The following is a 26,834-nucleotide window of genomic DNA, read 5'->3' as shown; positions in this document are numbered from 1 at the left end:
TGATTTTAGTCGCTAAGGTAATTTGGTTAGCTACATAGGCTGGCCACATGATAGCAATACGAGAAGTAATCAAAAAAGTTGGAGTCGGCTGTGGAACGTAACTCAGAAATGTCGAATAATGAGTTAACACCCGACTCCTGAATCGCCCCAAACAAAAAGGCCTCGCAATGCGAGGCCTTTGATTTTCTACTAACCAGAAGTGATTAGTCACGCAGTGACGCACCAAACTTCTCAGATACGTGAGCAACGATAGCGTCAACCGCGCCAGCGATGTCTGCATCTTCAAGCGTACGCTCTACAGATTGTAGTGTTAGCGCGATTGCTAGGCTCTTCTTACCTTCTTCAACGCCTTTACCAACGTAAACGTCGAACAGTTTCGCGTCTTTCAGGAACTCACCACCTTGCTCTAGACATGCTGCAACGATGTCGCCAGAAGCGACTGCTTCGTCAACAACGACCGCGATGTCACGACGGTTTGATGGGAACTTAGAAAGCTGCACTGCTTCAGGGATCACTTTAGTGTTGATTGCAGACCATTCCACTTCGAATACGATAGTACGGCCGTTTAAACCAAACTTACGCTCTAGCTCTGGGTGAACCGTACCAATCACACCAACTTGCTTGCCATCAACGATGATAGCTGCAGATTGACCTGGGTGAAGCGCTGGGTTCGCTGCTTTGTCTTCAGCAGAAAGCGCTGCGAAAGAGTAAGCTGCTTCGTTAGCTGTTAGCTCAAGAACCGCTTCTAGATCGCCTTTAAGGTCAAAGAAATCAACTGTGTTGGTTTCGATGTCCCAGTGCTCTTCGCTGCGAGTACCTGCGATAACACCTGCAAGCATAGGCTCTTGGCGCATACCGTTTTCAGCAGACTCACAAGGGATGAAACGTAGACCGTATTCGAATAGACGAACACGTGGCTGTTGACGTTTCTGGTTGTGAACCACAGTGTTTAGTAGACCTTGGATTAGGCCTAGACGCATAGCTGACATATCCGCAGAGATTGGGAATGGCAGGATTAGCGGCTCAGCACCTGGAACAACAAGCTTTTGCTGCTCTGGCTCAACGAAGCTGTAAGTGATTGCTTCTTGGTAACCACGGTCAACAAGTAGGTTACGAACGCGTTTTAGCGGAATGTTCGCTTCAACGTGGTCGTGCATCTTAAGTGCTGCCGCTGGGTTTTGGTTAGGGATGTTATCGTAACCGTAGATACGACCTACTTCTTCAATTAGGTCTTGCTCGATTGCGATATCAAAACGCCATGTCGGTGCTGTCGCTGTCCAACCTGCGTCTGTTGTCTCTACCGTTAGGCCAAGACGCTCTAGGATTTCAACAACATCGCTGTCTGCAATGTGGTGACCTAGTAGGCTGTCTAGCTTAGCGCGACGTAGAGCTACTGTGTTTGCTTTTGGTAGGTCAGCTTCTGACTCTACCGCAACAACAGGTGCTACTTCACCGCCACAGATCTCAACTAGAAGCTCTGTTGCACGCTCCATTGCGCTTGTTTGTAGTGCAAAATCCACACCACGCTCAAAACGCATCGAAGAATCAGTGTGTAGACCGTAGCTACGAGCGCGGCCACGGATGTGGTCTGGTGCGAAGAATGCACACTCAAGTAGTACGTCTTTAGTCTCAGTCGTTACACCAGACTCTTCACCACCAAAGATACCTGCGATAGCAAGTGCTTTGTTGTGGTCTGCTACTACTAGAGTATCAGCGTTTAGCTCAGCTTCGTTGCCGTCTAGAAGAGTAAGCTTTTCGCCCTGCTCTGCCATACGAACTACGATGCCACCTTCAATCTTCGCTAGATCGAATGCATGCATTGGCTGGCCTTGCTCTAGAAGAACAAAGTTAGTGATGTCTACTACTGGATCGATAGAGCGGATACCACAACGGCGCAGTTTCTCTTGCATCCAAAGTGGTGTTTCAGCTTGAACGTTTACGTTCTTAACCACACGGCCAAGGTAACGTGGACATGCTGCTGACGCTTTCACTTCGATAGAAACTGTGTCGTCAATCGCTGGTGCTACTGGGTTTACCGCAGGCTCAGTCACGTCAGCACGGTTTAGAACGCCAACTTCACGCGCCATACCACGGATGCTGAAACAGTCAGCGCGGTTAGCCGTTAGGTCTACGTCTACTGTTACGTCATCAAGACCTAGGAATTCGCGGAAATCAGTACCGATTGCTGCGTCTTCTGCTAGTTCCATGATGCCATCAGATTCAACGTCAATACCTAGCTCAGAGAATGAACACAGCATGCCGTGTGATGGTTGACCACGTAGTTTTGCTTTTTTGATTTTGAAATCGCCTGGTAGAACAGCACCAACAGTCGCTACAGCAACTTTGATACCTAGGCGGCAGTTAGATGCGCCACAAACGATGTCTAGAAGTTCTTCAGCGCCAACATCTACTTTAGTTACACGTAGTTTGTCAGCGTCTGGGTGTTGACCACACTCAACCACTTTACCTACTTTAACGCCAGTGAAAGAACCAGCAACAGGTAGTACGTCGTCTACTTCTAGACCCGCCATTGTGATTTGGTGTGTAAGTTCGTCAGTCGATACCGCAGGGTTTACCCACTCACGAAGCCAAGATTCGCTAAATTTCATAGTGATGTATCCCCTGGATTACTTGAACTGTTTTAGGAAACGAAGGTCGTTCTCGAAGAACGCACGAAGATCGTTTACGCCGTAACGAAGCATAGTTAGACGCTCAACGCCCATACCAAATGCAAAACCAGAGTACTTCTCAGGGTCGATGCCTACGCTGCGCAGTACGTTCGGGTGAACCATGCCACAACCTAGAACTTCAAGCCATTTGCCGTTCTTACCTTTCACGTCTACTTCAGCTGAAGGCTCTGTGAATGGGAAGTAAGAAGGACGGAAACGAACTTCAACTTCTTCTTCAAAGAAGTTACATAGGAAGTCGTGCAGGATGCCTTTAAGCTGTGCGAAGTTTACGTTCTCGTCTACTAGCATGCCTTCCACTTGGTGGAACATTGGCGTGTGCGTTTGGTCGTAGTCGTTACGGTAAACACGGCCCGGTGCGATGAAGCGGAATGGTGGTTTGCCATTTTCCATCGTACGGATCTGAACGCCAGACGTGTGAGTACGTAGCATGAGATCTGGGTTGAAGAAGAACGTGTCGTGGTCAGTACGCGCTGGGTGATCTTCTGCGATATTTAGTGCATCAAAGTTGTGGAATGCATCTTCAATCTCAGGACCAGACTCAGTGTTAAAGCCTAGCTCACCAAAGAACTGTTCAATACGCTCAACAGTACGAGTAACAGGGTGTAGACCACCGTTCTCGATACGACGACCTGGTAGAGTCACGTCGATTGTTTCTGCTGCTAGCTTCGCTTCAAGCTCTGCACGTTGTAGTGCATCTTTACGAGCTGCGATCGCTTGTTGAACAACGCCTTTCGCTTTGTTGATCTCTTGACCAGCTTCACGGCGCTCTTCTGGTGGTAGTTTACCTAGGCTTTGAAGTTGAGCCGTTAGCTCACCTTTCTTACCTAGATACTGAACACGCACTTCATCAAGTGCAACTAACGAATCTGCTGCTTCAATAGCGGCGTTCGCGTTAGCAATGATCTCTTCTAGATGTTGCATCGTTTCCTCATCTACCTACACCTACATGCAATAGGCATAAGTGGTAGTGTCCATTCTGGGTTAAGCGCAAACTGCGATTACCCGACAGGGATCTTGGGTCTATAAATAGCTGTACATAGTAACGAATGACAAGGTCAAATCCAAATTGAAATCACGCTATTTACCGCCTTTGGGTAAAAATTCAGCTTAACACTTGATAAAAGTGAATTTTAGACCCAGATATTTAATTGGAAAACGGCGTAAGGAGCCTAAAGTGTCTGTTCAAATCGATCCAATCAAACCAGAGCAAAATGAAGCAATTTGCCAGATTATCAAAGCTGTTGGTGCAGAATTTGGGGCTATTGGAGAAGGGTTCGGGCCATCAGATCCTGAAGTGCTAGCCATGAGTCATTACTACACTGATGACAAGCAGAGCCTTTATCTAGTGGCGACGCTAAATGGTAAAATTGTAGGAGGCTGTGGCATCGCACCTTTTAATGATTCAGCTAAAGTCTGCGAACTTAAAAAGCTATTCTTGCTTTCAGAAAGTCGTGGCTTGGGGCTCGGCAAAAGAATGGCCAAACAGTGCTTATCATTCGCTAAGAAAAAAGGATTCGGTGAGTGCTACTTAGACACACTCACCTCAATGACATCCGCGATTCAACTCTACGAAAAATTAGGCTTTGAACATCTGAACCAGCCCCTTAACGGTACAGAGCATAGTGCCTGTGATGTTTGGATGTTAAAGCGCTTTTAACTCTTTCTCAGTGAGCTCAATGCTAGCCACTTGATTTCGACCCTTTGATTTAGCCATGTATACGGCATTATCTGCCGCTTTTATCAAATCGTTGTAGTCATCCATGTCGGGAGTACGCTCAGCAACACCAACACTGATGCTCCCTGTCCATACACTTTCACCGACCGGAATAAGCATTTGATTGACTATATGGCGTGTCAACTCGGCGACATGGACACCTCCCTCTTTGTCGGTGTTCGGACAAATCACAAAAAACTCGTCCCCACCAAGGCGGCACACAAAGTCGTCACTACGGAATGAATCCGAGAATGTTTGCGCGATCTCGACCAAAAGTCTATCACCCGCATCATGACCCGCTGTATCGTTAACTTGCTTAAAATAATCGACATCAATCATGATACAAACTAAAGGCTCGTCATTTTGAGTAGACTCAGCCCAATAAGCTTTCAACTGGCGAATTGCGCTACGTCGATTGGGTAATTTGGTCAGGGAGTCTGTCAGCGATAGCTGCTCTAGTTGTTTATTCGCTTGAGAGAGCTGTTTCGTTCGTTCCTCAACCTTATCTTCTAAGCATTGATTAAGTTCTAGTAGCTCTTTATTTCTCTCTGAAACCTGTTCAAAAAGGCCATTCAGTGCTTTTAGTAAGGGTTCAGTTGAACTGTCCTGTTTTTTTTCCTCTCGCTCATAAGCCACCTTAGGATCAACGCCTAACTCAATCTGTTTCATTTGACGCGACATATTTTGATCAATGCCCAAAATATGATACGCCAGCCAATGAATCAGGAAGTTTAGTAGGTGTTCAGATGCCTTTATGTTCTCTTCGCTTATAAACGCCTGCATGCTCACTATGTCTGACATAAATGCGCGATGGACTTTGATATGCGCCTCAACATGTTTCTCATATAAACCCGCTTCTCGCATCAGGTTCTCTTCTTCCTTGAAGTGGAACTCGGCATAACGCGAAAGCTCAAATAACGCCATGCGAATATCCGCTAGCGATATATTGTTTTCAGCTATCAACTCACCGTATCGGTTGATAATTTCAACTAGATATTGATGCTGCTCATCCACATCACCAATTCCTGTTTCGTAGCATGTATCCCATTGAAATGACTTCATCTACATTAGCCTTCTTGTTCGACTATAAGACCTCTTATATACAAAGGCTTTATAATATCCATTCTTAACATGTGGGATTTTACATATCTTCCTCAATAGAATGCGAATAAAAAAACAAAAAAGGGAGCTTGATCAGCTCCCAAACGTTTGGAATCGAGATCACTATTTAAATTGGTGATCTCGATCAATTTAGAAATAGTACTCTAGAGAAGCCTCAATAAAATCGTCTCTACGACCAAAGTATAATAAGTCGTCAGGTGTATCATTTTCGAATAACCAGCCATTTACTTTCCATGAAAGATGGTTCGTTATACGACTAGAAGCTTCTAATTTCGCGTTATAAACATCACTGTTGTCGAGGTCTTGTGTCACACCAAATAACACCTCAGTACTGTCCGCGTTATTGAATGCAAATCGAGTACCTAAGAAAACATCATTTTGTCCTATAGTTTGCGCATTGTTTCCGCGGCTATCATACAAATACTCGGCAATGAGACCAATATCCCAAGACGTTTCAAATGGACCCACAAAGGTGTATTCGAAACCAGTGACGATACCAGTATGATGATCAAGACTATCACGGTAGATGCTTTCCCACTTCCATAACCAATCACCTACAATCCCCTGTACATCAAGGCCCACTTGCTTAGATTGAGCATAGAATGGCTTCAATTCTGTTCCATGAAGCTGGTAATAAGGATCCCGATTTGTCCCTTGAAAATAGCTTAAGCCAAGATCCCAATCTCCTATCATTTGTGAGTAGCGAAAGGCAAAATCAATATGCTTCTCTTCGCGGCTAGACTCGTAAATTGCATCCGAAGACACCGGTACGGTAGGCCTTAAGCGCCCATCTTCACCAGCAAAAGTTCGCTCGCGAAAATAAGGGAGAACCATAGCGGCGAGCGTCCCCCAATCCTTGATAGCGGTGAGGTGAAGCATAGGCTGTCCCAATTTATCTTCACCGTCCAATGACTCAATTGCATCCACTTGGTTCACAACATCGACAAGATGTGCTGACTCAGTCACACCCCAAAAGACTTTGCCAATACCCGCTCGCAACTCATAGTCATCCCAGTAGTTTAAATAGAGAGCTTCTCGTATGTCTCCATGGGTCCGTTCTTTATCCATACTATCGATTCGATAAAACGGTACAAATGTAAAACTCGCGCTATCACCTGACTCCCAATAGACTTCTGGCTCTACCACCAGCGAACTTTGCGATCGATCTTGTCCTTGCAAGCCTTTTGAGAAAAACTGCCGGTGCTCTAAGTTTATTTGGCCAGACAACTCAACCGCGTTACATTGTAACGCAACAACTGTCAGTATTGTGCTGGCCGATAGACGACCAGCGTTGATTAATATTGCTTTCATATCGCCCCTACTTAACCCGCTTTAAGACATTCTTCTCAAAGTCTTTCTCTTTTAAACCCGTTTGGAATGCTAAGTCACTGGTTGTAAGAAGAGTACTTTTACCCGTTTGGTGATTAACCATTGCCATGGTGTGAGCGCGCCAGTATTGATTTAGGTACTGCTTATAATCATTAAACTGCAGTGTTTTAAGCAATGCCCCTTTGCGATCATAAAACTCGACTTTAATTGGTCGATAGTGTTCCTTGTCAAGCCAAACCAACTGCTTGGTGTAACCTGAGTTTTTGTCTGTTGGGACTTGTTCAAGCAAATACGCCGATAACCCACCAATATCTTCATCATTCAGATAGTTAAAAGTGTATTTTTCTAGCTCAAACGAACTCAAATCCTCGTAAGCAAATTCGCTACCCATAAATGGGCCAGACTTGTTGCGTGATGAAATGCGCTTTACTCGCTTAAGCGCTGGCAAATAAAGCCACTGATCATCAGCATCAACCGTGTGAGAATGGTTGAGAAACGCTGTCCCTTTCACATCTCTAGGTTGATCAAAAATAGTCAAACCTTTGTCGCCATCATCTGCCACCTCAAACGACTTCAAACGCATGGCGCGAGTACTGCTTTCTCCTTGCGCGTTTTTCAATACCATTTCCATCGTTGCGACGGAATCTTTCCAGCCTTGGTCACGGCTCTTACGTTCCTTAGCTATTTCTAATCCTCTTTCTGGCGTAGCAAAAGCCTGAGAACTCAAAGCTAATAGAACTGAAAGTGCGATGGTTTTAACTGCTGTCTTAGTAACTGTGTTCATAGATATGTCCTTATTAACTTTGAGTTTGTGTAGCTGGTTCGTCTGAATGCGTTGCATGAGAGGAGTCGGCTTGTTCATAGCTAGCCGTATCGAAACGCATTAGCAGTGCTGGCAAGAAGACGAAATCGACGACCAGCGCAATAAAGATCACTAGAGCACTCAATTGGCCCATATCCGCATTGAGTCTGAAACTCGACATAGCAAGTACTGAGAACCCTGCAACTAACACAACGGTTGTGATCCATAATGCTCGACCTACGGTATGGAAGGCGTAGCGAACTGCTTCTTCCGCAGATTGACCTTGTAGACGTGCACGCTGGTATTTCGATAAGAAATGAACAGAATCATCGACAACAATGCCGAGTGTTAAGGTCACTACGACTGATAAGCCAAGATTGATTTCACCTGAGAACACCGCCCATAAGCCAAAACCAATGATGGCAGGCGCCATATTCGGCACGACGCTGATAAGGCCTAAGCGCATCGAACGCAGCGCAAATATCATCAATGCAGAGATGAGGATCAGCGTGATTGGGAGTGTCGATAACATGCTCGCCATATTGGTTTCACCGATATGCGCAAACATCAGAGAAGGGCTTGATGCCACGACTTGATATTGTGGTGCGTGAGTCGCAAACCATTCATACACACGATTTTCAAAATCAACCAGCTCGACACTGCCTAAATTATCAATCGTGACAACCATTTTGATGGAGGATTTATCAACGTTGATTTGATTGTTTAGATCTAAGCCATAAGGTAATGACATCTCATACAGCAGCAAATATTGAGCCGCAAGCTCACGATCAAGTGGCAGCTTGTAGTAATTCTGGTCATCTCCATGCATGTTTTTGTTTAAACGTTTGTATACGTCAGACAATGTTGCAACGTGATCCGCTTCTGGCTGGTCTCTTAGCCACTGTGAAAAATCGCTCACGGCTTGAAGAAACGTTGGATCGGCAATGCCTTGAGATTCATTGGTTTTAATCGCAATGCTGATATTTGTCATACCGCTGATGCGTTCTTCCATAAAATCAGCGGCGCGACGAAATTCACTACGCGAATCAAAGTACTTAACCGATTCATCGTTAATTTTATTTAAAGGTAATAACGAAGCAGAAACGGCGATCACTAGAGCTGAGATAGGTAGCAGAGCTTTACGGTTTCTCACGACCCAATCACCCAGCTTATCCATAATATCTGATGAATTCTCCTCTTCGGCACTCGCAACATAGACCTTAATTGGTAACAACCTAAGCAGCGCTGGCAACAAAGAGACAGATAGGAAACACGCAATCATCACGCCTAAAGCGGCCAAGTTACCAAAGTCTCTTAGCACTGGTGAATCAGACATGTTCATCATCAAAAAACCAATCGCCGTCGTCACCGAAGTAATCAAAATCGGCATGAAATTAATCGTCACGCTTTGATCAATTGAGTACTGTTTTGTATGTCCCTTTTTCATATTCTGGCGCATCGTTGCAATAACATGGACGCAGTCTGCAACTGCCAATGTCATCACCAATGTTGGAATATTCACCGTCGCGGTACTTAAAAACATCCCAGCCCAGCCAGAAAGCCCCATCGTTGCTGCAACTGAACCAATGATCACCACCAGCGTCGCAATAACACTTAGGAAAGAGCGCAGCATAACGGTTAAAAAGACTAAGATAACTAGCAACATAGTAGGAACTAATGTTGAGCTATCATCTTGCGCTGCAACCATAAACGCGTAATTCATCGCAATGATGCCCGCCTTATGGAATTCCATCGTTGGATACAAAGCTTGGTATTTCTCAATAAGTTGATTCGCACTCTCGACTACTTGCATCGCTTCGGCTGTTTCATCTAACTGAGGCAGTTGAACCGTGATATTTATGACCGTGACATCGCCTTTTTCAGAAATAAGCGAGTGTTTCACGACAGGTTCTGACAACGCAATCTGCCTAATTTTCGCGATACGTTGCTCTGAAAATGCATATTCATCGAGCAGAAGATCTTCTACGATCAAATCATCTTCAAACGCTTCTGTATGCTGATAATTAGCAAGGGAATCTACGCGGCTCGAAAAAGGGATTTGCCATGCATCTTGAGTGAGCTGTTGGATAAGCGTCAGTGTCTCTGGCTCGAACACATTGCCGCTTTTTGGCGCAATTACGATGGCTAGATTGTCTGACTTGGCAAACGTTGTCTGAATCTCATCGTAAGCTCGAAGCTGAGCATTTTGGCCATCAAAGAAAATATTATAGTCACCTCTAAAATAGAGGTTCTTTCCACCAATGGTTGCCGCAACAACCAATAGCATCGTCAATAGCAATACCCACCAACTAGCACGAGTTGGCATGGTTAACCACTTGGAAGGTTGATTGGGGTTGGTCTGTTCTGTATTCATCACACTCTCCGTTTGTGACGTTTCGTCAAAAGTTGTTATTTAAAAACCAGCAAATGCTGGTATTTAAATAACAAAACTCAAATGAATCGATCGAACTTATGTTCGCATGTCATTTTTGACGAATCGTCACTAACGTTGATTTAAAAAGCCCTTTATGGGCTTTCTGTCATGTGACTTATCTTCCGACAGACGTGAGATACTCTACTTCTTGAGAAAAGAGCTCTTTTTCAACTCTCTGCCATGTCTTTCTGTAATCCCATTCTGTTGAAAGCGGTTTCCAGTTCAGACCATCGAGTAGCATATTCGCGTTATGTAAGACTGAAAATGGATCTTGAAGACGATTAATACAGTGACTATTCGACGCATTTTGCGTTAATGCGTTAGAACCAAAGGCAATTGACCAGTTAGCAAAAACAATCGCATCAGAGCCAATCCCAGGCGAAAACTTGAGATCGCCTTGCTCAACAGCAAAGTTTACTAATTGATCGGCGCTACCTATCACACTTTCTTCCAATTGATTCAGCTCTTTGACTCGCTCAGGCGATGCTTTCTCAAGAACCCAAGGGCTCTTCGCCATGATCGCACAGGTAGACAATACCGGCTCCATTCGTGCGTAGATTCGATAACCTACATGCATCGCGACAATCTTTTCACGAGTGCTGCCTTCAAATTCAGCGGCTCTTGCGAACAATATCGCTTCGCTTTTCAACGAATGAATACACAGTGCGAGTATCACATCTTCTTTGCTACTAAAGTGATTGTAGATAGTTCCTTTAGAGTAGGCACTTGCAGATGTCAGCTTATCCATAGACAAGTTGCTCCATCCCTGCTCTTGCACTAAGGATTTAGCTAACAGGGTAAGCTCTACTTCTCTATCTGCGATCGCTTGCTGTTTTTTGGTTCGACCAAAACTACAACCCGCTCGCTCACTCTTATCACTTTTTTTACAGCCAAAGCCAAACATGATGAATCAATCCGTCTCTATCCGTTACTCCTTGAACGTCTTAATTGTAACACGAATAGTCATAACGTGATAAATCACTTTTTATGACGACTCGTCATTTTTGACACTTCGTCATAATAGCGCATTTATTGATCACATCAAGGCTTTTTATAAAAAAGATTTGTTACAGCTATTATATGTCGCAATGCTAAGATAGAGAGACGCTTAGAAAGGATGACTAAAATGAAACTCGCGATTCGTTGGATACTTGCCTTAGCTCTACTTCAACTCCCTACTCTGGCACACGCATGGAAAGCCGAGCTCATTACTTCAGGGCTTCATGTTCCGTGGGGGGTAAGCGATATTGGCGAGGACCGAGTCATCATCAGCGAGAAAAATGGCCGAATCGGAATACTTAACTTAGCAAACAAGCACTATACTCCGATTGCCTCACATCCCAATGTCACCATCTCTGGTCAAGGTGGTTTATTGGATATTGCGCGTTCACCTTTCGACTCTCAAACGATTTACTTCACCTACGCCAAACAAGTTAGAGACGCTATCGAAACCACGTTAAGTCGTGCGAAACTCGATGACAATAAGCTTTCCCAATGGCAAGACCTAGTTGTTACACGATCTGGTTCTGATGGTGGCCGACATTTTGGCAGCCGTGTGACTTTTGATGATACATCCATCTTTTTTAGCGTCGGCGATAGAGGTGAACGGAGCAATGGGCAAGATCTCTCAACGCATGCAGGTGCAATATTACGCATCAACCTTGATGGCACTGCTCTTAGTGACAATCCCTTTATAGACAAAAAAGGCGCCTTGGCAGAGATTTGGAGTTATGGGCATCGCAACCCTCAAGGGCTTTTTTACGACCGCTTAACTAGCAACCTATGGTCTATTGAACATGGGCCGCGCGGTGGTGATGAAATCAACCTAATCATTAAAGGCGAAAACTATGGTTGGCCTATCACCTCTCATGGTAAAGAATACTGGGGGCCTATTTCAGTGGGAGAAGCGCAAGAAAAGGATGGGATCCGTTCTCCAAAGCATGTCTATATTCCTTCTATTGCACCAAGCTCGCTCCTTCTTTATCGAGGTAGCACATATCCTCAACTTAACGGTAAGTTGGTTGCTGGGGCGTTAAAAGGCGCTCATATCAATATCATCACCCTTGATGCACAAAACAATGCAGTGAAAGAAGAACGTATTTTAGAAGATTTGGGAGAAAGGATTCGCGATATTGAAACGACGTCGAATGGGAGCATCATATTTAGTACGGATCAGGGAAACATCTACAAGCTTATCCCGCCAAGTTAATCCGACTCATCTTCTTTTGCTTCTCGCCATTGAACACGGTTTCGACCAAGCTCTTTACATGAGTACAGAGCTTTATCTGCAATGTTAAACATCCTCTCCTGGAGTTCTCGATAGTCAATCACTACAGAGGGAAGATCTTTGGCGCTTACGATCGCGCTACCAATTGATAAAGTCACTACGCGATAAGGTAAATTTCCGGTATGCACAATTCCAAGCCCTTCAATCTCTAGTTTCAAACGCTCAGTAAAGTAATACAGCTGCGATTCCGTCGGCCTCGCACACAAGATAACAAACTCTTCTCCACCATAGCGGTAAGCTAAATCGCTCTCCCTCGCAAGCTCCGCAATTTTCCCACCAACTTTCGCTAACGCATTGTCTCCCTCAGTGTGGCCATAAAGATCGTTGAACGCTTTAAAATTGTCTACATCACAAACAATCATTCCTATGTATTGCTCTTTATTCAGATGTCGTTTCAGAAAAGGACTAACTGTGTGTGTGTATTTGTAACGCGAACCGAGACCAGTCAAAGGGTCTGTGTCTGACTTAGTTCGTAATATGTTTAATTGGCTTTCAATTTTCGTCAGAAGCCCTTTGTAAGCTCGAGCAAGTTGACCTATTTCATCTACTCGTTGCAACTCAGGCAGTTTATTAATGTTTTTATAAGCTTCTTCCGAGTTCATACTCTTCGCTAAATTTTTCAAGGGAGAAACAAGCCAATGAGTCACCCACCAGATAAGAATTAATGACACTAACAAAGCTAATAAAGCTTCAACCAATAGCTCTTCAATGAGTGAATTCTGGATTTCTGAAAGCTTGCTCGCATCAATGACTGCCCATATATAACCGCCATTGTCATTGGTAAGAGGAATTTGAATGTGAAGTACACAATCCTCCGTATCAAGTTGATACTGAAGTGCCGAAACATGGGGCTTTCCCCAGGCTACTTGGGTTGTCTGCGTCAAACTAAAACTTTTGCTCAATAACGAATACTCAGTTTTCTTTCGATTCAGTAAATAGTTTAACTTTTTGATAGTCACTGGATTGACCATAGAAGGTGACGCCAATTTTGACTCAAGCGCGCCTATTCTATCTTCAATAATCTCAATTTCTTGGAGGGTAACGTCACCACGCCATAGCTCTTTAGTTTCTGCTAGGTAACGTATATTAACGGCTCTTTTCGAGTAATCAGAAATACCGTTGATCTCAAAATACAAAATATCTTCAAAAGAAGAGATAGTCTGTTTGGTCGTCGGCATCGTAAGATTCGCGTAATTGACGCCCGCGACAGACCCAGAGAAGAAGTTAATATGCGCGTTGATAGATTGTTTTGCCAAAAGAGCTGAGTAATGAACTTGGCGTTCCCATTCACTGTTATAGCGGGAGTAACTTAACCCACAAATGATAGTAATAACTAAAATCATGTGAGAAATGAACAGCATTTGGTTGATAGTCAGCTTTTGTACAGGAAAATAAAACTTTCTAGACATACTCAACCAATTTCCCTCCTACTCAAACATATTCAATACAGGTTCGGCGCAGGTTCCATTGACGCAGATATCTTTGTAGGTCGTGTGGCATCTTTGACAAAAGCTTGGCTGCAATGTTGGGTGAGTTGAGCTAATGTCTTGTCCTTGCCTATTGTAACTACCATAAATTGCTTCCCCATCAACATGCTCAGTCACCCACACTATCCCCTGGACTTCAGAGATCGCAACTGCGGTTGGCCCATCCGAATAAGGGCCATGATTTTCGTATTGAGTTAGTTTCTTAGGGTTGACCCGAATCGTCAGTGGAGAGCCCTCGCCATTATTGATCCAGCTATATGCGCTCACTGATTCCTGAATAAAGAGGGAAGCATCTTCAGGTAAAACGGTATCAGCAGGTAAGTTCATGGATTCTTTAACCACAGGCCAATCCTGCCACCCGTGAGGGTAACTTGCCACAGATTCAGAATTTGCAGTGTAAGACCAAAGCGCAATAAACGCTGTTACACACGAAAGTAGTACTTTTTTGATACACGCCTCTCACTTCTCAGTGATAATCTCATAAGCAATTTATAAACTTTGGCGCATTTTATTTGATTTGAGAATGAATTAATACTTTTTTGAGTATTTTATCATCAGGTCGTGGGAGTGGAATGCTAGAAACGACAAAGCCCAGCATGATGCTGGGCTTTCAATTTGGAGCGACACACGAGGTTCGAACTCGTGACCTCAACCTTGGCAAGGTTGCGCTCTACCAACTGAGCTAGTGTCGCATAAGCTTGGTTAGATGGTGCCCCGGGCCGGACTTGAACCGGCACAACGCGAACGTCGAGGGATTTTAAATCCCTTGTGTCTACCAATTCCACCACCAGGGCACACAAATCTAAATTTGTGATGCCTTTACTGAAGTAAGTAAAACACCATCTGATATCGATTATATCGCTATCTAAAATTTGGAGCGACACACGAGGTTCGAACTCGTGACCTCAACCTTGGCAAGGTTGCGCTCTACCAACTGAGCTAGTGTCGCAAGTGGAGGCGCCTCCCGGAGTCGAACCGAGGTCCACGGATTTGCAATCCGCTGCATAGCCACTCTGCCAAGGCGCCTTCATCTCCCTTGAGGTTAGCGCTGATTTCTCTGCGTTCCTCTTGGGTACGGGATGCATTCTACGGATTCGAACTAATGAGTCAACACTATTTTTAATTTTTTGAACCGTTTGTCTAATTAACGTTCAAAAAGCTTCATATTGTTCAATTTCATAGCGCTAATCTGTTGAATCCGGGAGAGTTTATTGATTTATACCTTTCTTCAGATACAAAAAAACGGGCATGTGCCCGTTTTAAAATCTTTTAGTGATGTTCTTCATCAAGCAGATCATCTTTTGCTGCCATCAAATATTGAGCCATCGACCAGTAGGTGAGGAATGTCGCGACATATAAAGCGCCGAAGCCAAGCCATGCCATCCAGTCATCATATCGCCAAATCAGAACCCACAAAGCAAACATCTGGCTGACTGTTTTTACTTTTCCTACCCAAGAAACAGCAACACTTGCACGTTTACCAATTTCTGCCATCCACTCTCTCAGTGCAGAGATGATGATCTCGCGGGCAATCATTGTCACTGCTGGAATCGTCACCCAAATCGAGTGATAGTGCTCTGTAATCAGAATCAGTGCCGTGGCAACAAGGACTTTATCCGCCACTGGGTCAATAAAAGCCCCAAAACGAGATGTTTGGCCTAGTTTTCTAGCCAGCATGCCATCAAGCCAATCGGTAAATCCGGCGACCCAAAACACCATAGCGGCTGCAAATGGAGCCCAACTGTACGGGAGATAAAATACAACGACGAATACCGGAATAAGGAAAAGTCGCATCAAAGATAGAATGTTAGGGATATTTAAACGCATATTTATTAGTGGCTCTTATCGTGTCGCGCTGTTTACTGCTTGAAAACAGTCCCTTATGGTGCGGGATTTTTGTTATTGTTTCAATGCTTGATAAATGTTTTCTGCCAAAGAATGGCTTATCCCCGGCACTTTGGCGATTTCTTCTACGCTAGAGCGTTTTAGTTCTTGCAAGCCGCCCATATATTTGAGTAATGCTTGGCGACGTTTTGGCCCTACCCCTTCAATTCCTTCTAAAGCACTGGTTTTTCGTGTTTTTCCACGTTTAGCTCGGTGACCAGCAATCGCATGATTATGGCTCTCATCACGAATATGCTGCATTAAGTGCAAAGCAGGAGCATCACTCGGTAAATGAAACTCTTCACCATCAGTGGTAATCAAAGTTTCCAAACCTGGTTTACGTGTCACCCCTTTAGCAATGCCAATCAGTCGCGGTCGTTTTGGCCACTCACTCCAACATTGAGAGATAATTTCGTGAGCTCGATTAAGTTGACCTTTACCACCATCAATAAAGACAATATCAGGAATCTTCTCGACATCTAGCTGCTTAGAATAACGACGTTCTAATGCTTGCCCCATTGCCGCATAGTCATCACCACCTGTAATTCCGGTGATGTTATATCGACGATACTCTTGCTTAACGGGGCCTTCATGGTTAAATACCACACAGGATGCAATCGTACTTTCACCCATCGTGTGCGAAATATCAAAACACTCCATTCGCGCAATGTTTTCCATTCCGAGAACTTCTCGAAGCTCTTTGAATCGCTGAGAGATCGTCATTTTGTGGTTGATCTTAGTCGTGATAGCCGTCAAAGCATTCGTATTGGAAAGTTTTAGATACCTGCCACGAGTCCCTGTTGGGTTAACATGAAAATGCACCTTACGGCCTGCTAGTGAGGTCAACGCTTGTTGAAGCGGTTCTTGCCCTTCATCCAATAGACCAGAATTAAGAATGATTCTAGTAGGAATCGTGCGCGCTTCGTTATGTGCTAGATAATACTGACTAAGGAAGCTATAGAAGACTTCCTCTTGCGTTGTATTATTTGGGATTTTAGGAAAGTGACTACGACTCCCCAGAATCTTTCCTTGGCGAATCATTAAGATATGAATACATGCAATGCCATTTTCTTGAGCAAAACCCAATACATCCATATCATCCATCGAATCTTCAGAAACGAACTGCTGTTCTTGCACGCGACGAATCGCTTGAATTTGGTCTCTGAACCGAGCGGCATCTTCAAAATTGAGTGTCTTACTCGCCTCTTCCATTTTCTGAACAAGCGACTCTAGAATTTTTTGATCTTTACCCTGTAGAAACAGGCGTACTAACTCAACGATCTCAGCATAATCTCGATCGCTAATAACAGAACTTACACAAGGAGCGGCACAGCGGCCAATTTGATACATCAAGCAGGGGCGAGTGCGGTTGCTATAAACCGTATCTTCGCACTGACGGACAGGGAAAATTTTTTGAATCAGATGCAGCGTTTCACGTACCGCACCGGAATCTGGATAAGGGCCAAAGTATTCCCCTTTGCGCTTTTTAGCACCACGATGCATCGAAAGTCGAGGATGTTTATGACCACTGATGAAAATATATGGATAAGATTTGTCGTCTCGCAGCAACACATTGTACTTAGGTAAGTACTGCTTAATGTAGTTGTGCTCAAGGATCAGTGCTTCTGTCTCAGTGTGCGTTACTGTGACATCAATTTTAGCAATATGGCTGACTAACGCCCGTGTTTTTTCACTGTCTACCTTTTTCCGGAAGTAGCTCGTTAGGCGTTTTTTAAGATCTTTTGCTTTGCCGACATAAATAACGACAGCCTCGGTGTTATACATACGATAAACACCGGGCTGATTCGTTACTGTTTTAAGGAACGAAACCGAGTCAAATGAAGTGGTCACTACAACGTCTCGGTATCTAACATTCCATGACGTATCGCGAGATGAGTTAACTCTACATCACCACTGATATCGAGTTTATTAAATAGTCGATAGCGATAACTGTTCACCGTTTTTGGACTCAAATTCAGTTGTTCTGAAATATCAGTCACTTTTTGTCCTTTGGTGATCATCATCATTATCTGCAATTCACGCTCAGATAGATCGGCAAAAGGGTTTTCCGATGCTGGAGAGAATTGGCTCAGAGCCATCTGTTGCGCGATTTCAGGCGAAATGTAGCGTTGGCCACTGTTCACCACTCGAATTGCATTGACCATTTCATCTGGTCCTGCGCCTTTAGTCAGGTATCCGGCTGCACCGGCCTGCATCACTTTAGTTGGAAACGGATTTTCCGTATGAACAGTTAAAACGATGATCTTAACATCAGGATTGAATCGCAAGATTTTTTTGGTTGCTTCTAAACCACCAATACCCGGCATATTCATATCCATCAAAATGACGTCAGCATGATTACTGCGACACCATTTCACTGCATCTTCACCGCTCTCAGCTTCCCCTGCTACGTTCATTCCACGGACGTCTTCAATAATACGTCGTATCCCTGTGCGAACCAGCTCGTGATCATCTACAAGGAAAACACTTATCAAACTTGTATCTCCACACTATTTGTTCAGCTCTGTTAACTCTCATCAAGAAAGTAACAGCATGGTCGCTTATTTTAACGCAAATTTGAGAATTTGCTTATTCTGAATATGTGCGCAAACGCAAAGTTTAGCAAGTACTTATTTTCAGAACTACCGATTATTTTCATTGTAACTTTCAAATCAGTCACTTACATATCAAAAACTGTCAACCGTCTCAAATTAGAGAGAGTTTGGCTCATTCGTATTCTCTTCAGTGAGCAGCCTTGGGATACTCCAACACAGTCCGCCCTCTTGAAAAAAACACTGCCCAAAAAGATGATTTTCTGTTCCTGCACATGGTTATGTTAATCTATGGGGCGAAGCTTACTTCTGACGCTTCGCCTTAATATTTAGCAGTGAAACAATGACGATTAACCACGGTTTTTTACTAACTCGGCAAGCCCGCGATTTTTCTGGCACGACTCAAATCGACTTATGGCTTGCAACGGAGCAAGGCCCTACTCAACTAATTATTGAAAATGAAAAGCCTGTGTTCTTCATTTCTCAAGAGCATTTGTCTGCCGCTGAAAACCTCGCTCAAGAACAACGAATTAACTCTACGTTTAAACCGTTACCGCTCAAAGATTTTAAAGCGACGCCTATGGTTGCCTGCTACACCAACACGACCAAGGACTCACAAACGTTAAGCCACCAGCTAAAGAATCATGATCTATTAGTCTTAGAGGATGACATTCGCTTAGCCGACCGCTATCTGATGGAACGTTTTATTAAAGGCAGCGTTGAGTTTACTGGCATTGCGCAATCACGAAACGGATTCCAACGTGTTACCCAGGTAAAATGTCGACAAGGTGACTATACGCCATCACTCAAAGTCGTCTCACTAGATATTGAATGCTCTGAAAAAGGGATTTTATACTCTATAGGGCTAGACAGCCCAATGGACAGTCGCGTCATCATGATAGGTCAACCTCAACCGGCTGAAACACCGATTAAATGGGTCTCAGATGAACACGAGCTACTAGTTGCAATGATTCGTTGGTTTAACCAATTTGACCCTGATGTAATCATCGGTTGGAATGTTATCGACTTTGATTTCCGATTGCTCCACAAACGAGCTGAATGGAATAAGCTGAAGCTCAATATCGGCCGAGGGAATCAAGCTAGTTTTTTCCGCAGTTCGAATACTACCCAACAAGGGTTTATCTCTATTCCTGGCCGCGTCGTTATGGATGGTATCGACACGCTAAAAACAGCAACTTATCATTTTCGAAGCTGGTCGCTTGAGGCCGTATCTCAGGAGCTTCTGGGTGAAGGAAAGCAAATCCACAATGTTCATGATCGTATGGATGAAATCAATCATATGTTCAGAAAGGACAAACCTTCTCTCGCCAAATACAATCTTCAAGACTGCGTGCTAGTCAATAAAATCTTCGCTCACACACATTTGCTTGAATTTGCAATAGAGCGCTCACGTTTAACAGGCGTAGAGCTTGACCGTGTTGGAGGCTCCGTTGCGGCGTTCACTAATCTCTACTTACCGCAAATTCATCGGGCCGGGTATGTTGCACCTAACCTGCACCCTGAGAACTGGATAGCCAGCCCCGGCGGTTATGTTATGGACTCAATCCCCAATCTCTATGACTCAGTGCTGGTGCTTGACTTCAAAAGCCTCTACCCGTCCATCATTCGTTCTTTCTTGATTGACCCTATGGGACTCATCGAAGGTTTACAGTTAGAAATAGGTTTAGATGAAGACCAAGCGGTACCTGGCTTTAGAGGCGGCCAATTTGCCCGCGATAAACATTTTCTGCCTAAGATGATCGAAGATTTATGGGCAGCGCGAGATATCGCCAAGAAGAACAATGAAAAAGCGTTCTCTCAGGCAATTAAAATCATCATGAATTCATTTTATGGCGTTTTAGGATCCTCAGGGTGTCGATTCTTTGATACTCGTTTAGCATCAAGCATCACGATGCGTGGGCATGAGATCATGAAGACCACTAAAAGGTTGATCGAAGAGCAAGGCTACCAAGTTATTTATGGCGATACCGATTCTACTTTTGTTTCTTTAAACGGCCAGTTCTCGCAGCAACAAGCTGACGCAATTGGTCAGTCTTTGGTTGAACACATCAATGCGTGGTGGACAAAACACTTACGAGAAGAGTACAACCTGACCTCGATTCTAGAACTTGAATATGAGACACACTATCGCCGCTTTCTTATGCCAACCATCCGAGGCCAAGAAACGGGATCTAAAAAGCGCTATGCCGGACTCATTGGTGAAGGAGAGCAAGAGCGTATCGTGTTTAAGGGCTTAGAAAGTGCTCGAACCGACTGGACGCCCCTTGCCCAACGCTTTCAGTCCAAACTTTATTCAATGGTATTCCATGGCGAAAACCCAAGCGATTATGTTCGCAGCTTTGTCGAAAGCACTTTAGCAGGCGAATTTGACGATGAACTTGTGTATCAAAAACGTTTACGTCGAAAACTGCATGAATATCAAAAGAACATTCCTCCTCAAGTTCGCGCAGCTCGAATGGCGGATGAGATCAACGGCCAGCTTGGTCGCCCTCTCCAATACCAAAACCGCGGTCGCATTGAGTACTTGATCACTATCTCAGGGCCAGAGCCGAAAGAGTATCTAAAAAGTGCCATTGATTATCAGCATTACATTGATAAACAGCTAAAGCCTGTCGCTGAAGCTATCTTGCCATTTATCGGTTTGGATTTCAGTTCACTTAGTGAGCCGCAACTAGGGCTCTTTTAGCGTTACTTAACTACGTACTCAATCAGTCTGTTGATCGGTAATGATTTGGCGTAGTACCACCCTTGAACAGCGATGCTTTGCTCCTTTGGAATAAGATCAAGCTGTTCTTGGCTCTCTACTCCTTCAACCACGACCTCTAGACCTAACTCTTTTGCAATCGACAAGATACTGCCAAATACCTTTCTTCCCTTACCCGTGACGAGTGCTAAAACAAACGATCGATCAACCTTTAACACATCCACATCAAACTTATTTAAGTAACTCAACGACGAGAAACCTGTGCCAAAATCGTCTATATGTACCTTCACGCCCATTTGATGCAAACGGTTAAAGGCAGCAGCAACTAACGTTTCGTCTGACAACAGTGTTTCTTCTGTGATTTCAATATGAATAAAACGAGCATATGGTGAAATCACTTTAACAAGCTGATTCATATAATCTTGGTCAACTAATATATCTGCGGTGACATTGACACTTACGGGTAGGTAGATACCATGACTTTGCATCTCCTGGAGATCATTGATGACTTGTTTAAATACCCATAGATCGACATCTTTCATTAAGCCCGCCTCTTCTAACCAAGGCAAAAACGTATTAGGGTATTGCAACTTCCCTTGGGCATTCACTGAGCGAATCAACGCTTCACAACCCACTGTTTTCCCCGTCACACTCGATACCTGAGGTTGATACTCTAAACAAAAATCGCGCTGACCAATTTGCTCAAGCTCTTGCTCAACTCGCAACGCCTGTTTCTCTCGCAGATTGGCTTGTGCGATTGGATCGTCCATCAACATTCGCGCTTCTTCCTCTCTGCGCGTGTATGAAGTGTCAAAGGCAGAAAGGTGGATGTCGGCACGTTGCTTAGCAATGTTCATCGCATTCACTGCTGGATAATAAATAACCACACCAACAGCAATATTAAACAACTGCAGGAATACCGCAGAAATATCACCGTCAGTAGCCATCCATGCATTCAGCAATATAGGACTATTGAAAGGGACAGAAACCGATGGCGAACTCACGATACCAAAAGAAACCGCAACCATACTGATCATCACATTACTAATTGGGACGAGTAAAAAAGGCAAAAACAGACGCGGATTAAAAATAATAGGCAAACCAAACAGCAAAATTTCATTAATGTTTAGCAAACCAATGGGAATACTTGCTAACGCAATGAGTTTCAAGCTTCGCTGCTTCGCAAAAACCAGTAACGCGACAACCAAAGAAAACGTTGCGCCACTACCACCAATAAACACAAAAGAGCCCATAAACGATAGGTTCATGTGATATTGAGCAGAGCCTCCAGCCAGAATAGTTGAATAGTTTAAATTGCTCGCTTCTTGAAGTAACTCGACCATGGGTAGTAAAGCATAATAGCCATGTACACCTAGAAACCAGAGCGTCGAGTTAAGCGCGGCAAAGGTCACCCCAAATAGCGTAGGCGAATTCGCGTAATCAACGGAGAGAAGTGAAAGAAATTCAATATCAGATAATGTACTAACAACAACGAAATTCGCGGCAAGAACAACAAAAGAGGTCAAAATAGCTGGAATAACTAAGTTGAGTGACTCTTTTACGATTCGCCCCGCCGATTCAGTTCGCGTTAGTTTTAAAGCGTCAAACCTTAGCAAGTACGCGAGTACTGGAATTGCGTAGAGAGGCGTGATGATAGCCAAAATGATATGAAAAATAAGAACGGTTTGCTCTTCTGGGATCACATAGCTCACTACCACCAGAAAGGTCACCATCAACAATGCGATAGGAGGACGTGGTAAACGCCACCGCATTGCCAATACATATGAGATAGTGGACGTCATGAGGTAAGGAAAGAACTCTGCGATAGCATTATGTAGTGAGTAAAAATGCTCAATCCAAGGGTAACGATAGCCAGCGATAAACTCTCCAATACTGGCAAAAAACAGTGCAAAGGAAGAGATCATTAAACAAGGAATAAGCCACACCATTCCTTCTCTGATAGCTTGTAAAGAAGGCATGATAGCTTTTCCTATACTAGCTATCGTAATACGGTGAGTCGGCTGACTACTGTTGCTGCTTTCCTGCTGCATACTAACCTCAATAAACATCCTTCTATAAAGCTAGCACAGTTACTAATAAATATATCAGAAAATTAAATATTTCTGATACTTAGCCAATCCGAAACTCCGTTTTTTTGTATTGTTTCACTAACCAATTTCCAAAGCCGTCCAAGATCCCAATTACAGAGCGTTTGGCGATCAATCTACCTGAAAGAAGTATCCCTAAACGTTCAATTTCAACTTGTTTCTCGGGGTGGTAACGTAAAAACTGCTGGCCACAAACGGTAGGATCATCAAACCAGTTTTTGTCTCTATACATTACCAATGAATAGCTTGCTCTTAATAACTTCTTTGCGATGATCTTTTGCGCTTTAATAAGGTCTGCTTCTTTATCTGCTCTCGCAATGCGATTACGATACACCGCTACCCAATCTTCAACATCCATATTCCAGTGTTTGGCAATCTCCCAACTCGGTTCATAGTCACCAAAGCATTCCGCAAGATCTTCACCATGAATACACACCGCACAGTGGCGCAATTGAAAGCCCCAAGAAAAAATACTCTCTAGGCTGACAACATCGCTGACAAACGCGCACTTAAAGTTAATTTCGGTGATAAACGGATAACTCTTTTGGAAGCGCCACTTAATAGAGTTAAGTAACGCCGTTTTGTTCTCTGCGAAAGATTGGTGAGTCAATATGATCACATCTAGATTTGATTGACCTGCAATCGCCATTTTTCGAGCAACACTTCCGTAAACATAAATACTGTGTAAGTTTTCCCCTAACCCACTGGTCAAAAAACTGACAACGTCATTGATCGCAGGTTGATAAGGCGCTTGAAAAGGCTGTTTTGGGTCAATGCTAGAGAGGTACATTTGGGTGATTTAATTAAAATTCTTCAGTCTTCTAATGTTCGCCTACCACGGGTAATGAATCAAGATATTCCTTCTGCATAAGGCTAGGTATATAATAGTCGGATTCAACACCATACAAAGGAAAACGTTCATGCCTAAGGCAAGTGAGCTTAAAAAAGGTTTTGCTATCGAATCTAACGGCAAAACACTACTAATCAAAGATATTGAAGTTACGACTCCAGGTGGCCGTGGCGGCGCTAAAATCTACAAGCTGCGTTGTACTGACCTAAACACTGGCGCTCGCGTTGATGAGCGTTACAAATCTGACGACGTAGTCGATACGGTTGATATGTTCAAACGTAACTCTTCTTTCTCTTACGTTGATGGTGACGAGTACATTTTCATGGATAATGAAGATTACACTCAGTTCACCTTCAAAAAAGATGAAATCGAAGACGAACTACTATTCATCACTGAAGATATTCAAGGTTTGCAGGTAATCCTAGTAAACGGTAGCGCTGTAGGTATTGAACTACCTGCTTCTGTTGAAATGGTGATTGAAGAAACGGATCCGTCAATTAAAGGCGCTTCTGCTTCTGCTCGTACTAAACCAGCTCGCCTACCAACAGGCCTAACAGTACAAGTACCTGAGTATATCGCTACTGGTGATCGCATCATCATCAACACAACTGAACGCAAATACATGAGCCGTGCATAATTATGACTGACTTGATCTCTTACGATGACACCATAGATACCGCTTACGACATCTTCCTTGAGATGGCTCCTGATAACCTAGAAGCAGCTGACGTGATTATCTTCACAGCTCAATTTGAAGAACGTGGTGCCGCTGAACTTGTGGAAACAGGCGATGATTGGTCGGGTCACGTGGGTTTCGATGTAGATAAAGAGGTCTATGCAGAAGTTCGTGTAGGTTTAGTAAACGAAGAAAATGATGTCTTAGATGATGTATTTGCTCGTTTACTGGTAAGTCGTGATCCGGAACATAAGTTCTGCCACATTTTGTGGAAGCGTGACTAACAAAGCCAGATATAAAAACACCCAAGCATGACTTGGGTGTTTTTTTGCTGGTCTAAAACGTTAGGCAGCTAGATTAAAGCTACACATCGTGCGAAGCATTAATCTTCAATAGTAATATTTTCTACACGTGCTTTCAGTTTTTGACCTGGACGGAAGGTAACTACGCGTCGAGCACTGATAGGAATGTCTTCACCCGTTTTTGGGTTTCGACCTGGACGTTCATTTTTATCTCGAAGATCAAAGTTACCGAAGCCAGACAATTTTACTTGTTCGCCATCTTCTAGTGCCTTACGAACTTCTTCGAAAAACGCCTCAACCGTTTCCTTGGCATCCCGTTTACTGAATCCATGCTTCTCAAACAGGTTCTCAGCCAAATCGGCCTTTGTGAGCGCCATAAAACTTTCCTCAAAGCTGTGTTAAACATTGCCACCTATAGGTGACACCTAAACTTTCGCTAGGCCAATCAACAACATATCAGCCTTACTTTTGAAAGTGTATGCCAAGCTTATGATTTTCGCCAACTTTTTTCTCAATTGTTCAGGTATAAGGCAAAAACAGACAACAAATCCATCTAGTTAAATCACTATTTCGTAGTAAAAAGGTCGAAGATTAACCTTAACATTCAAAAGATTAGACTAAATTGATAGAATTATTGATATATAACTCCAAAATACCCACCCTAGAAGTAAGCTTATGCTCATTTACACATAAAATCAGTGTCTTATCGCTGATATTCGTTATTCTTCAGAAAGAATATGCCGAAATACTCTTTGAGCATAGCTTGCTACGAAACTCTCTCTCCTGCTGTTGCAACTTATCAATCCTCCTCAAATAGCTTAGCGTCTCCTAACGTCTCTACACTCTTTAACGCCATTCGACACAGAGCTAACTTTGCAGGGAGGGACTGTTTGAGCGCTGGGCTAGGCAATATTTTCTCGATAAAAACCAATATTTGCGTGTAGTTGCCAACATTGAACAAGAACGTCACATAGGCTTCAAAGAATTCAATTTGGAGCAATGAGTCTCCATGTTTTTTTGTCAAACGAAAAGCTTGGTGGAAAGCTTGCTGCGCACTTTGTTCATCGTGTCGAGCATCAAACCAAACCGCAAGGTAGAGTTGAGTATAGGCACTAGCGTGGAGCAAATTCTTTTGTTCGCTAAAATCGACGCAAAGATCAAGTTGCTCTTTTGCTTTTTCAAACTGCCCGAGCTTCGTATAAGCCAACGCAGAATTAAGAAGGCCCATTGAATGTGCACCTTCGTGGCAAACGTCCTCATTGTATTCTAGTGCTCTTAAGCTGCAAATTAACGCTTGCTTCCACTCTTTCTGCTGCAAGTAAGTACCGCTCAAATTCACATTTAAAAACGCAAGCAGCTTGTTATCTGGCCGCTCCAAGTTCTTTTCCGCAAGACAATAATAATGTTGTGAAAGTTGATACTGACCGCGCTGCATATAGATTGTACCAATATAGACACATACATAGGGAAACAACGTGTATTCCTCAGGGCGGCGAAACTGAGAAAGCAAGTGTTCGTAGCATTCCAAAGCTTGAGATAGATGGCCTTGACGGTAGCTTAACGTCGATTCAAGAAACTCATAAAACAACGGACTTAGCTGCTCTCTATAGGTTTCAGAGATACCATCAAGTGCTTGAATGGCCTGCTCTACGTCGGCAATGTTTCTATCCCCCTGTAAACCGGTTAAGAGCTCAAGAGCCTTGTTATTTGCATCTGAGTATTGAGTAAAAGTGTTCATATCTAAGTAAAAGTTAGCGCAGCGATAATTTAATGGTACGTCATACCAAAATATTCTCTGATAACTTACCTTCTTTTGTACAAAGGTTTTTAATTTCGATTTATGAAGACACTTAACATTTACTATAAAATCGT

Annotated in this window: 21 protein-coding genes and 4 tRNA genes; 5 read left to right on the top strand and 20 right to left on the bottom strand. The window is 43.6% G+C overall.

Annotated elements, in window-relative coordinates:
- Nucleotides 1-203: 203 nt before the first annotated feature.
- Together pheT and pheS are read right to left on the bottom strand one after the other, a co-directional pair.
- The gene (gene pheT, locus GVO60_RS12660) at nt 204-2,609 is read right to left on the bottom strand and encodes a phenylalanine--tRNA ligase subunit beta (RefSeq protein WP_159654557.1); all 2,406 of its coding nucleotides are present in this window, start codon (nt 2,607-2,609) and stop codon (nt 204-206) included.
- A gap of 18 nt (nt 2,610-2,627) precedes the next feature.
- Nucleotides 2,628-3,611, bottom strand: a complete 984-nt coding sequence (gene pheS / locus GVO60_RS12655) for a phenylalanine--tRNA ligase subunit alpha (RefSeq protein ID WP_004413586.1) — start codon at nt 3,609-3,611, stop codon at nt 2,628-2,630.
- Nucleotides 3,612-3,864: 253 nt separating this feature from the next.
- Between pheS and GVO60_RS12650 the strand changes: the two genes are divergently transcribed.
- Nucleotides 3,865-4,347, top strand: a complete 483-nt coding sequence (locus tag GVO60_RS12650; RefSeq protein WP_159654555.1) for a GNAT family N-acetyltransferase — start codon at nt 3,865-3,867, stop codon at nt 4,345-4,347.
- Here the strand turns inward: GVO60_RS12650 and GVO60_RS12645 are convergent.
- The 5 genes from GVO60_RS12645 to GVO60_RS12625 all read right to left on the bottom strand — a co-directional run bounded on the left by GVO60_RS12645 (nt 4,333) and on the right by GVO60_RS12625 (nt 10,995).
- Nucleotides 4,333-5,466, bottom strand: coding sequence for a GGDEF domain-containing protein (locus tag GVO60_RS12645; RefSeq protein WP_159654552.1), 1,134 nt, complete (start codon nt 5,464-5,466; stop codon nt 4,333-4,335). The two genes, GVO60_RS12650 and GVO60_RS12645, sit on opposite strands and share 15 nt — an antisense overlap.
- A 189-nt stretch (nt 5,467-5,655) precedes the next feature.
- Nucleotides 5,656-6,837, bottom strand: a complete 1,182-nt coding sequence (locus GVO60_RS12640; protein WP_159654550.1) for a hypothetical protein — start codon at nt 6,835-6,837, stop codon at nt 5,656-5,658.
- A 7-nt stretch (nt 6,838-6,844) separates the two neighbouring features.
- Nucleotides 6,845-7,639 (bottom strand): outer membrane lipoprotein-sorting protein, encoded by a 795-nt coding sequence (locus GVO60_RS12635; RefSeq protein WP_159654548.1) that lies wholly within the window; start codon nt 7,637-7,639, stop codon nt 6,845-6,847.
- Between the two features lie 13 nt (nt 7,640-7,652).
- Nucleotides 7,653-10,031, bottom strand: coding sequence for an efflux RND transporter permease subunit (locus tag GVO60_RS12630; RefSeq protein WP_159654546.1), 2,379 nt, complete (start codon nt 10,029-10,031; stop codon nt 7,653-7,655).
- Nucleotides 10,032-10,206: 175 nt separating this feature from the next.
- Nucleotides 10,207-10,995 (bottom strand): TetR/AcrR family transcriptional regulator, encoded by a 789-nt coding sequence (locus GVO60_RS12625; protein WP_159654544.1) that lies wholly within the window; start codon nt 10,993-10,995, stop codon nt 10,207-10,209.
- 222 nt (nt 10,996-11,217) lie between these two features.
- Here GVO60_RS12625 and GVO60_RS12620 point away from each other — a divergent pair, with 222 nt between their 5' ends.
- Nucleotides 11,218-12,300, top strand: a complete 1,083-nt coding sequence (locus GVO60_RS12620) for a PQQ-dependent sugar dehydrogenase (RefSeq protein ID WP_159654542.1) — start codon at nt 11,218-11,220, stop codon at nt 12,298-12,300.
- On the opposite strand, the gene GVO60_RS12615 is transcribed toward GVO60_RS12620, so the two are convergent.
- The 9 genes from GVO60_RS12615 to uvrY all read right to left on the bottom strand — a co-directional run bounded on the left by GVO60_RS12615 (nt 12,297) and on the right by uvrY (nt 18,244).
- The gene (locus GVO60_RS12615) at nt 12,297-13,787 is read right to left on the bottom strand and encodes a sensor domain-containing diguanylate cyclase (RefSeq protein WP_159654540.1); all 1,491 of its coding nucleotides are present in this window, start codon (nt 13,785-13,787) and stop codon (nt 12,297-12,299) included. The genes GVO60_RS12620 and GVO60_RS12615 overlap by 4 nt on opposite strands.
- An 18-nt stretch (nt 13,788-13,805) precedes the next feature.
- Complete coding sequence (locus tag GVO60_RS12610) at nt 13,806-14,279, bottom strand: hypothetical protein (protein ID WP_371862458.1); 474 nt, start codon at nt 14,277-14,279, stop codon at nt 13,806-13,808.
- 202 nt (nt 14,280-14,481) lie between these two features.
- Nucleotides 14,482-14,557: transfer RNA gene (locus tag GVO60_RS12605), tRNA-Gly, on the bottom strand.
- 15 nt (nt 14,558-14,572) lie between these two features.
- A tRNA-Leu gene (locus tag GVO60_RS12600) sits at nt 14,573-14,659 on the bottom strand.
- Between the two features lie 79 nt (nt 14,660-14,738).
- Nucleotides 14,739-14,814: transfer RNA gene (locus GVO60_RS12595), tRNA-Gly, on the bottom strand.
- 3 nt (nt 14,815-14,817) lie between these two features.
- Nucleotides 14,818-14,891, bottom strand: a tRNA-Cys gene (locus tag GVO60_RS12590).
- Between the two features lie 243 nt (nt 14,892-15,134).
- Entirely contained in the window at nt 15,135-15,692 is a 558-nt protein-coding gene (gene pgsA / locus GVO60_RS12585; RefSeq protein WP_159654538.1) for a CDP-diacylglycerol--glycerol-3-phosphate 3-phosphatidyltransferase, read from the bottom strand.
- Nucleotides 15,693-15,764: 72 nt separating this feature from the next.
- Entirely contained in the window at nt 15,765-17,600 is a 1,836-nt protein-coding gene (uvrC, locus tag GVO60_RS12580) for an excinuclease ABC subunit UvrC (protein WP_159654536.1), read from the bottom strand.
- Nucleotides 17,600-18,244, bottom strand: coding sequence for a UvrY/SirA/GacA family response regulator transcription factor (gene uvrY / locus GVO60_RS12575; protein ID WP_038138544.1), 645 nt, complete (start codon nt 18,242-18,244; stop codon nt 17,600-17,602). The genes uvrC and uvrY overlap by 1 nt, the downstream gene beginning before the upstream one ends.
- A 400-nt stretch (nt 18,245-18,644) precedes the next feature.
- On the opposite strand from uvrY, the gene GVO60_RS12570 reads away from it, so the two are divergent.
- Nucleotides 18,645-21,008, top strand: coding sequence for a DNA polymerase II (locus tag GVO60_RS12570; RefSeq protein WP_159654534.1), 2,364 nt, complete (start codon nt 18,645-18,647; stop codon nt 21,006-21,008).
- A gap of 2 nt (nt 21,009-21,010) precedes the next feature.
- Here the strand turns inward: GVO60_RS12570 and GVO60_RS12565 are convergent, their stop codons facing one another.
- Together GVO60_RS12565 and GVO60_RS12560 are read right to left on the bottom strand one after the other, a co-directional pair.
- Nucleotides 21,011-23,005, bottom strand: coding sequence for a PTS sugar transporter subunit IIC/EAL domain-containing protein (locus GVO60_RS12565; RefSeq protein WP_225874928.1), 1,995 nt, complete (start codon nt 23,003-23,005; stop codon nt 21,011-21,013).
- A gap of 151 nt (nt 23,006-23,156) precedes the next feature.
- On the bottom strand, nt 23,157-23,924 hold the full coding sequence (locus GVO60_RS12560; protein WP_159654530.1) for a nucleotidyltransferase domain-containing protein: 768 nt from the start codon (nt 23,922-23,924) through the stop codon (nt 23,157-23,159).
- A gap of 130 nt (nt 23,925-24,054) precedes the next feature.
- On the opposite strand from GVO60_RS12560, the gene yeiP reads away from it, so the two are divergent.
- Nucleotides 24,055-24,621, top strand: coding sequence for an elongation factor P-like protein YeiP (gene yeiP, locus GVO60_RS12555; RefSeq protein ID WP_159654528.1), 567 nt, complete (start codon nt 24,055-24,057; stop codon nt 24,619-24,621).
- 2 nt (nt 24,622-24,623) lie between these two features.
- Nucleotides 24,624-24,944: an HI1450 family dsDNA-mimic protein gene (locus GVO60_RS12550; protein WP_159654526.1), complete on the top strand. Its 321-nt coding sequence runs from the start codon at nt 24,624-24,626 to the stop codon at nt 24,942-24,944.
- Nucleotides 24,945-25,042: 98 nt separating this feature from the next.
- On the opposite strand, the gene ihfA is transcribed toward GVO60_RS12550, so the two are convergent.
- Nucleotides 25,043-25,339 (bottom strand): integration host factor subunit alpha, encoded by a 297-nt coding sequence (ihfA, locus tag GVO60_RS12545; protein ID WP_159654524.1) that lies wholly within the window; start codon nt 25,337-25,339, stop codon nt 25,043-25,045.
- Between the two features lie 422 nt (nt 25,340-25,761).
- Nucleotides 25,762-26,700, bottom strand: coding sequence for a tetratricopeptide repeat protein (locus GVO60_RS12540; RefSeq protein WP_159654522.1), 939 nt, complete (start codon nt 26,698-26,700; stop codon nt 25,762-25,764).
- Nucleotides 26,701-26,834: the final 134 nt, after the last annotated feature.

The organism is Vibrio atypicus (assembly GCF_009811315.1).
In the GTDB taxonomy this organism is placed as follows: Bacteria; Pseudomonadota; Gammaproteobacteria; order Enterobacterales; family Vibrionaceae; genus Vibrio; species Vibrio atypicus.
Note: the sequence above shows the minus strand (reverse complement) of the source record. Positions and strands in the feature narration are given on the sequence as shown.

Coding starts and splice junctions, on each gene's coding strand:
- pheT (WP_159654557.1), bottom strand. CDS start 2,609: ATGAAATTTAGCGAATCTTGGCTTCGTGAGTGGGTAAACCCTGCGGTA.
- pheS (WP_004413586.1), bottom strand. CDS start 3,611: ATGCAACATCTAGAAGAGATCATTGCTAACGCGAACGCCGCTATTGAA.
- GVO60_RS12645 (WP_159654552.1), bottom strand. CDS start 5,466: ATGAAGTCATTTCAATGGGATACATGCTACGAAACAGGAATTGGTGAT.
- GVO60_RS12640 (WP_159654550.1), bottom strand. CDS start 6,837: ATGAAAGCAATATTAATCAACGCTGGTCGTCTATCGGCCAGCACAATA.
- GVO60_RS12635 (WP_159654548.1), bottom strand. CDS start 7,639: ATGAACACAGTTACTAAGACAGCAGTTAAAACCATCGCACTTTCAGTT.
- GVO60_RS12630 (WP_159654546.1), bottom strand. CDS start 10,031: ATGAATACAGAACAGACCAACCCCAATCAACCTTCCAAGTGGTTAACC.
- GVO60_RS12625 (WP_159654544.1), bottom strand. CDS start 10,995: ATGTTTGGCTTTGGCTGTAAAAAAAGTGATAAGAGTGAGCGAGCGGGT.
- GVO60_RS12620 (WP_159654542.1), top strand. CDS start 11,218: ATGAAACTCGCGATTCGTTGGATACTTGCCTTAGCTCTACTTCAACTC.
- GVO60_RS12615 (WP_159654540.1), bottom strand. CDS start 13,787: ATGTCTAGAAAGTTTTATTTTCCTGTACAAAAGCTGACTATCAACCAA.
- pgsA (WP_159654538.1), bottom strand. CDS start 15,692: ATGCGTTTAAATATCCCTAACATTCTATCTTTGATGCGACTTTTCCTT.
- GVO60_RS12570 (WP_159654534.1), top strand. CDS start 18,645: ATGACGATTAACCACGGTTTTTTACTAACTCGGCAAGCCCGCGATTTT.
- GVO60_RS12565 (WP_225874928.1), bottom strand. CDS start 23,005: ATGCCTTCTTTACAAGCTATCAGAGAAGGAATGGTGTGGCTTATTCCT.
- GVO60_RS12560 (WP_159654530.1), bottom strand. CDS start 23,924: ATGTACCTCTCTAGCATTGACCCAAAACAGCCTTTTCAAGCGCCTTAT.
- yeiP (WP_159654528.1), top strand. CDS start 24,055: ATGCCTAAGGCAAGTGAGCTTAAAAAAGGTTTTGCTATCGAATCTAAC.
- GVO60_RS12550 (WP_159654526.1), top strand. CDS start 24,624: ATGACTGACTTGATCTCTTACGATGACACCATAGATACCGCTTACGAC.
- ihfA (WP_159654524.1), bottom strand. CDS start 25,339: ATGGCGCTCACAAAGGCCGATTTGGCTGAGAACCTGTTTGAGAAGCAT.
- GVO60_RS12540 (WP_159654522.1), bottom strand. CDS start 26,700: ATGAACACTTTTACTCAATACTCAGATGCAAATAACAAGGCTCTTGAG.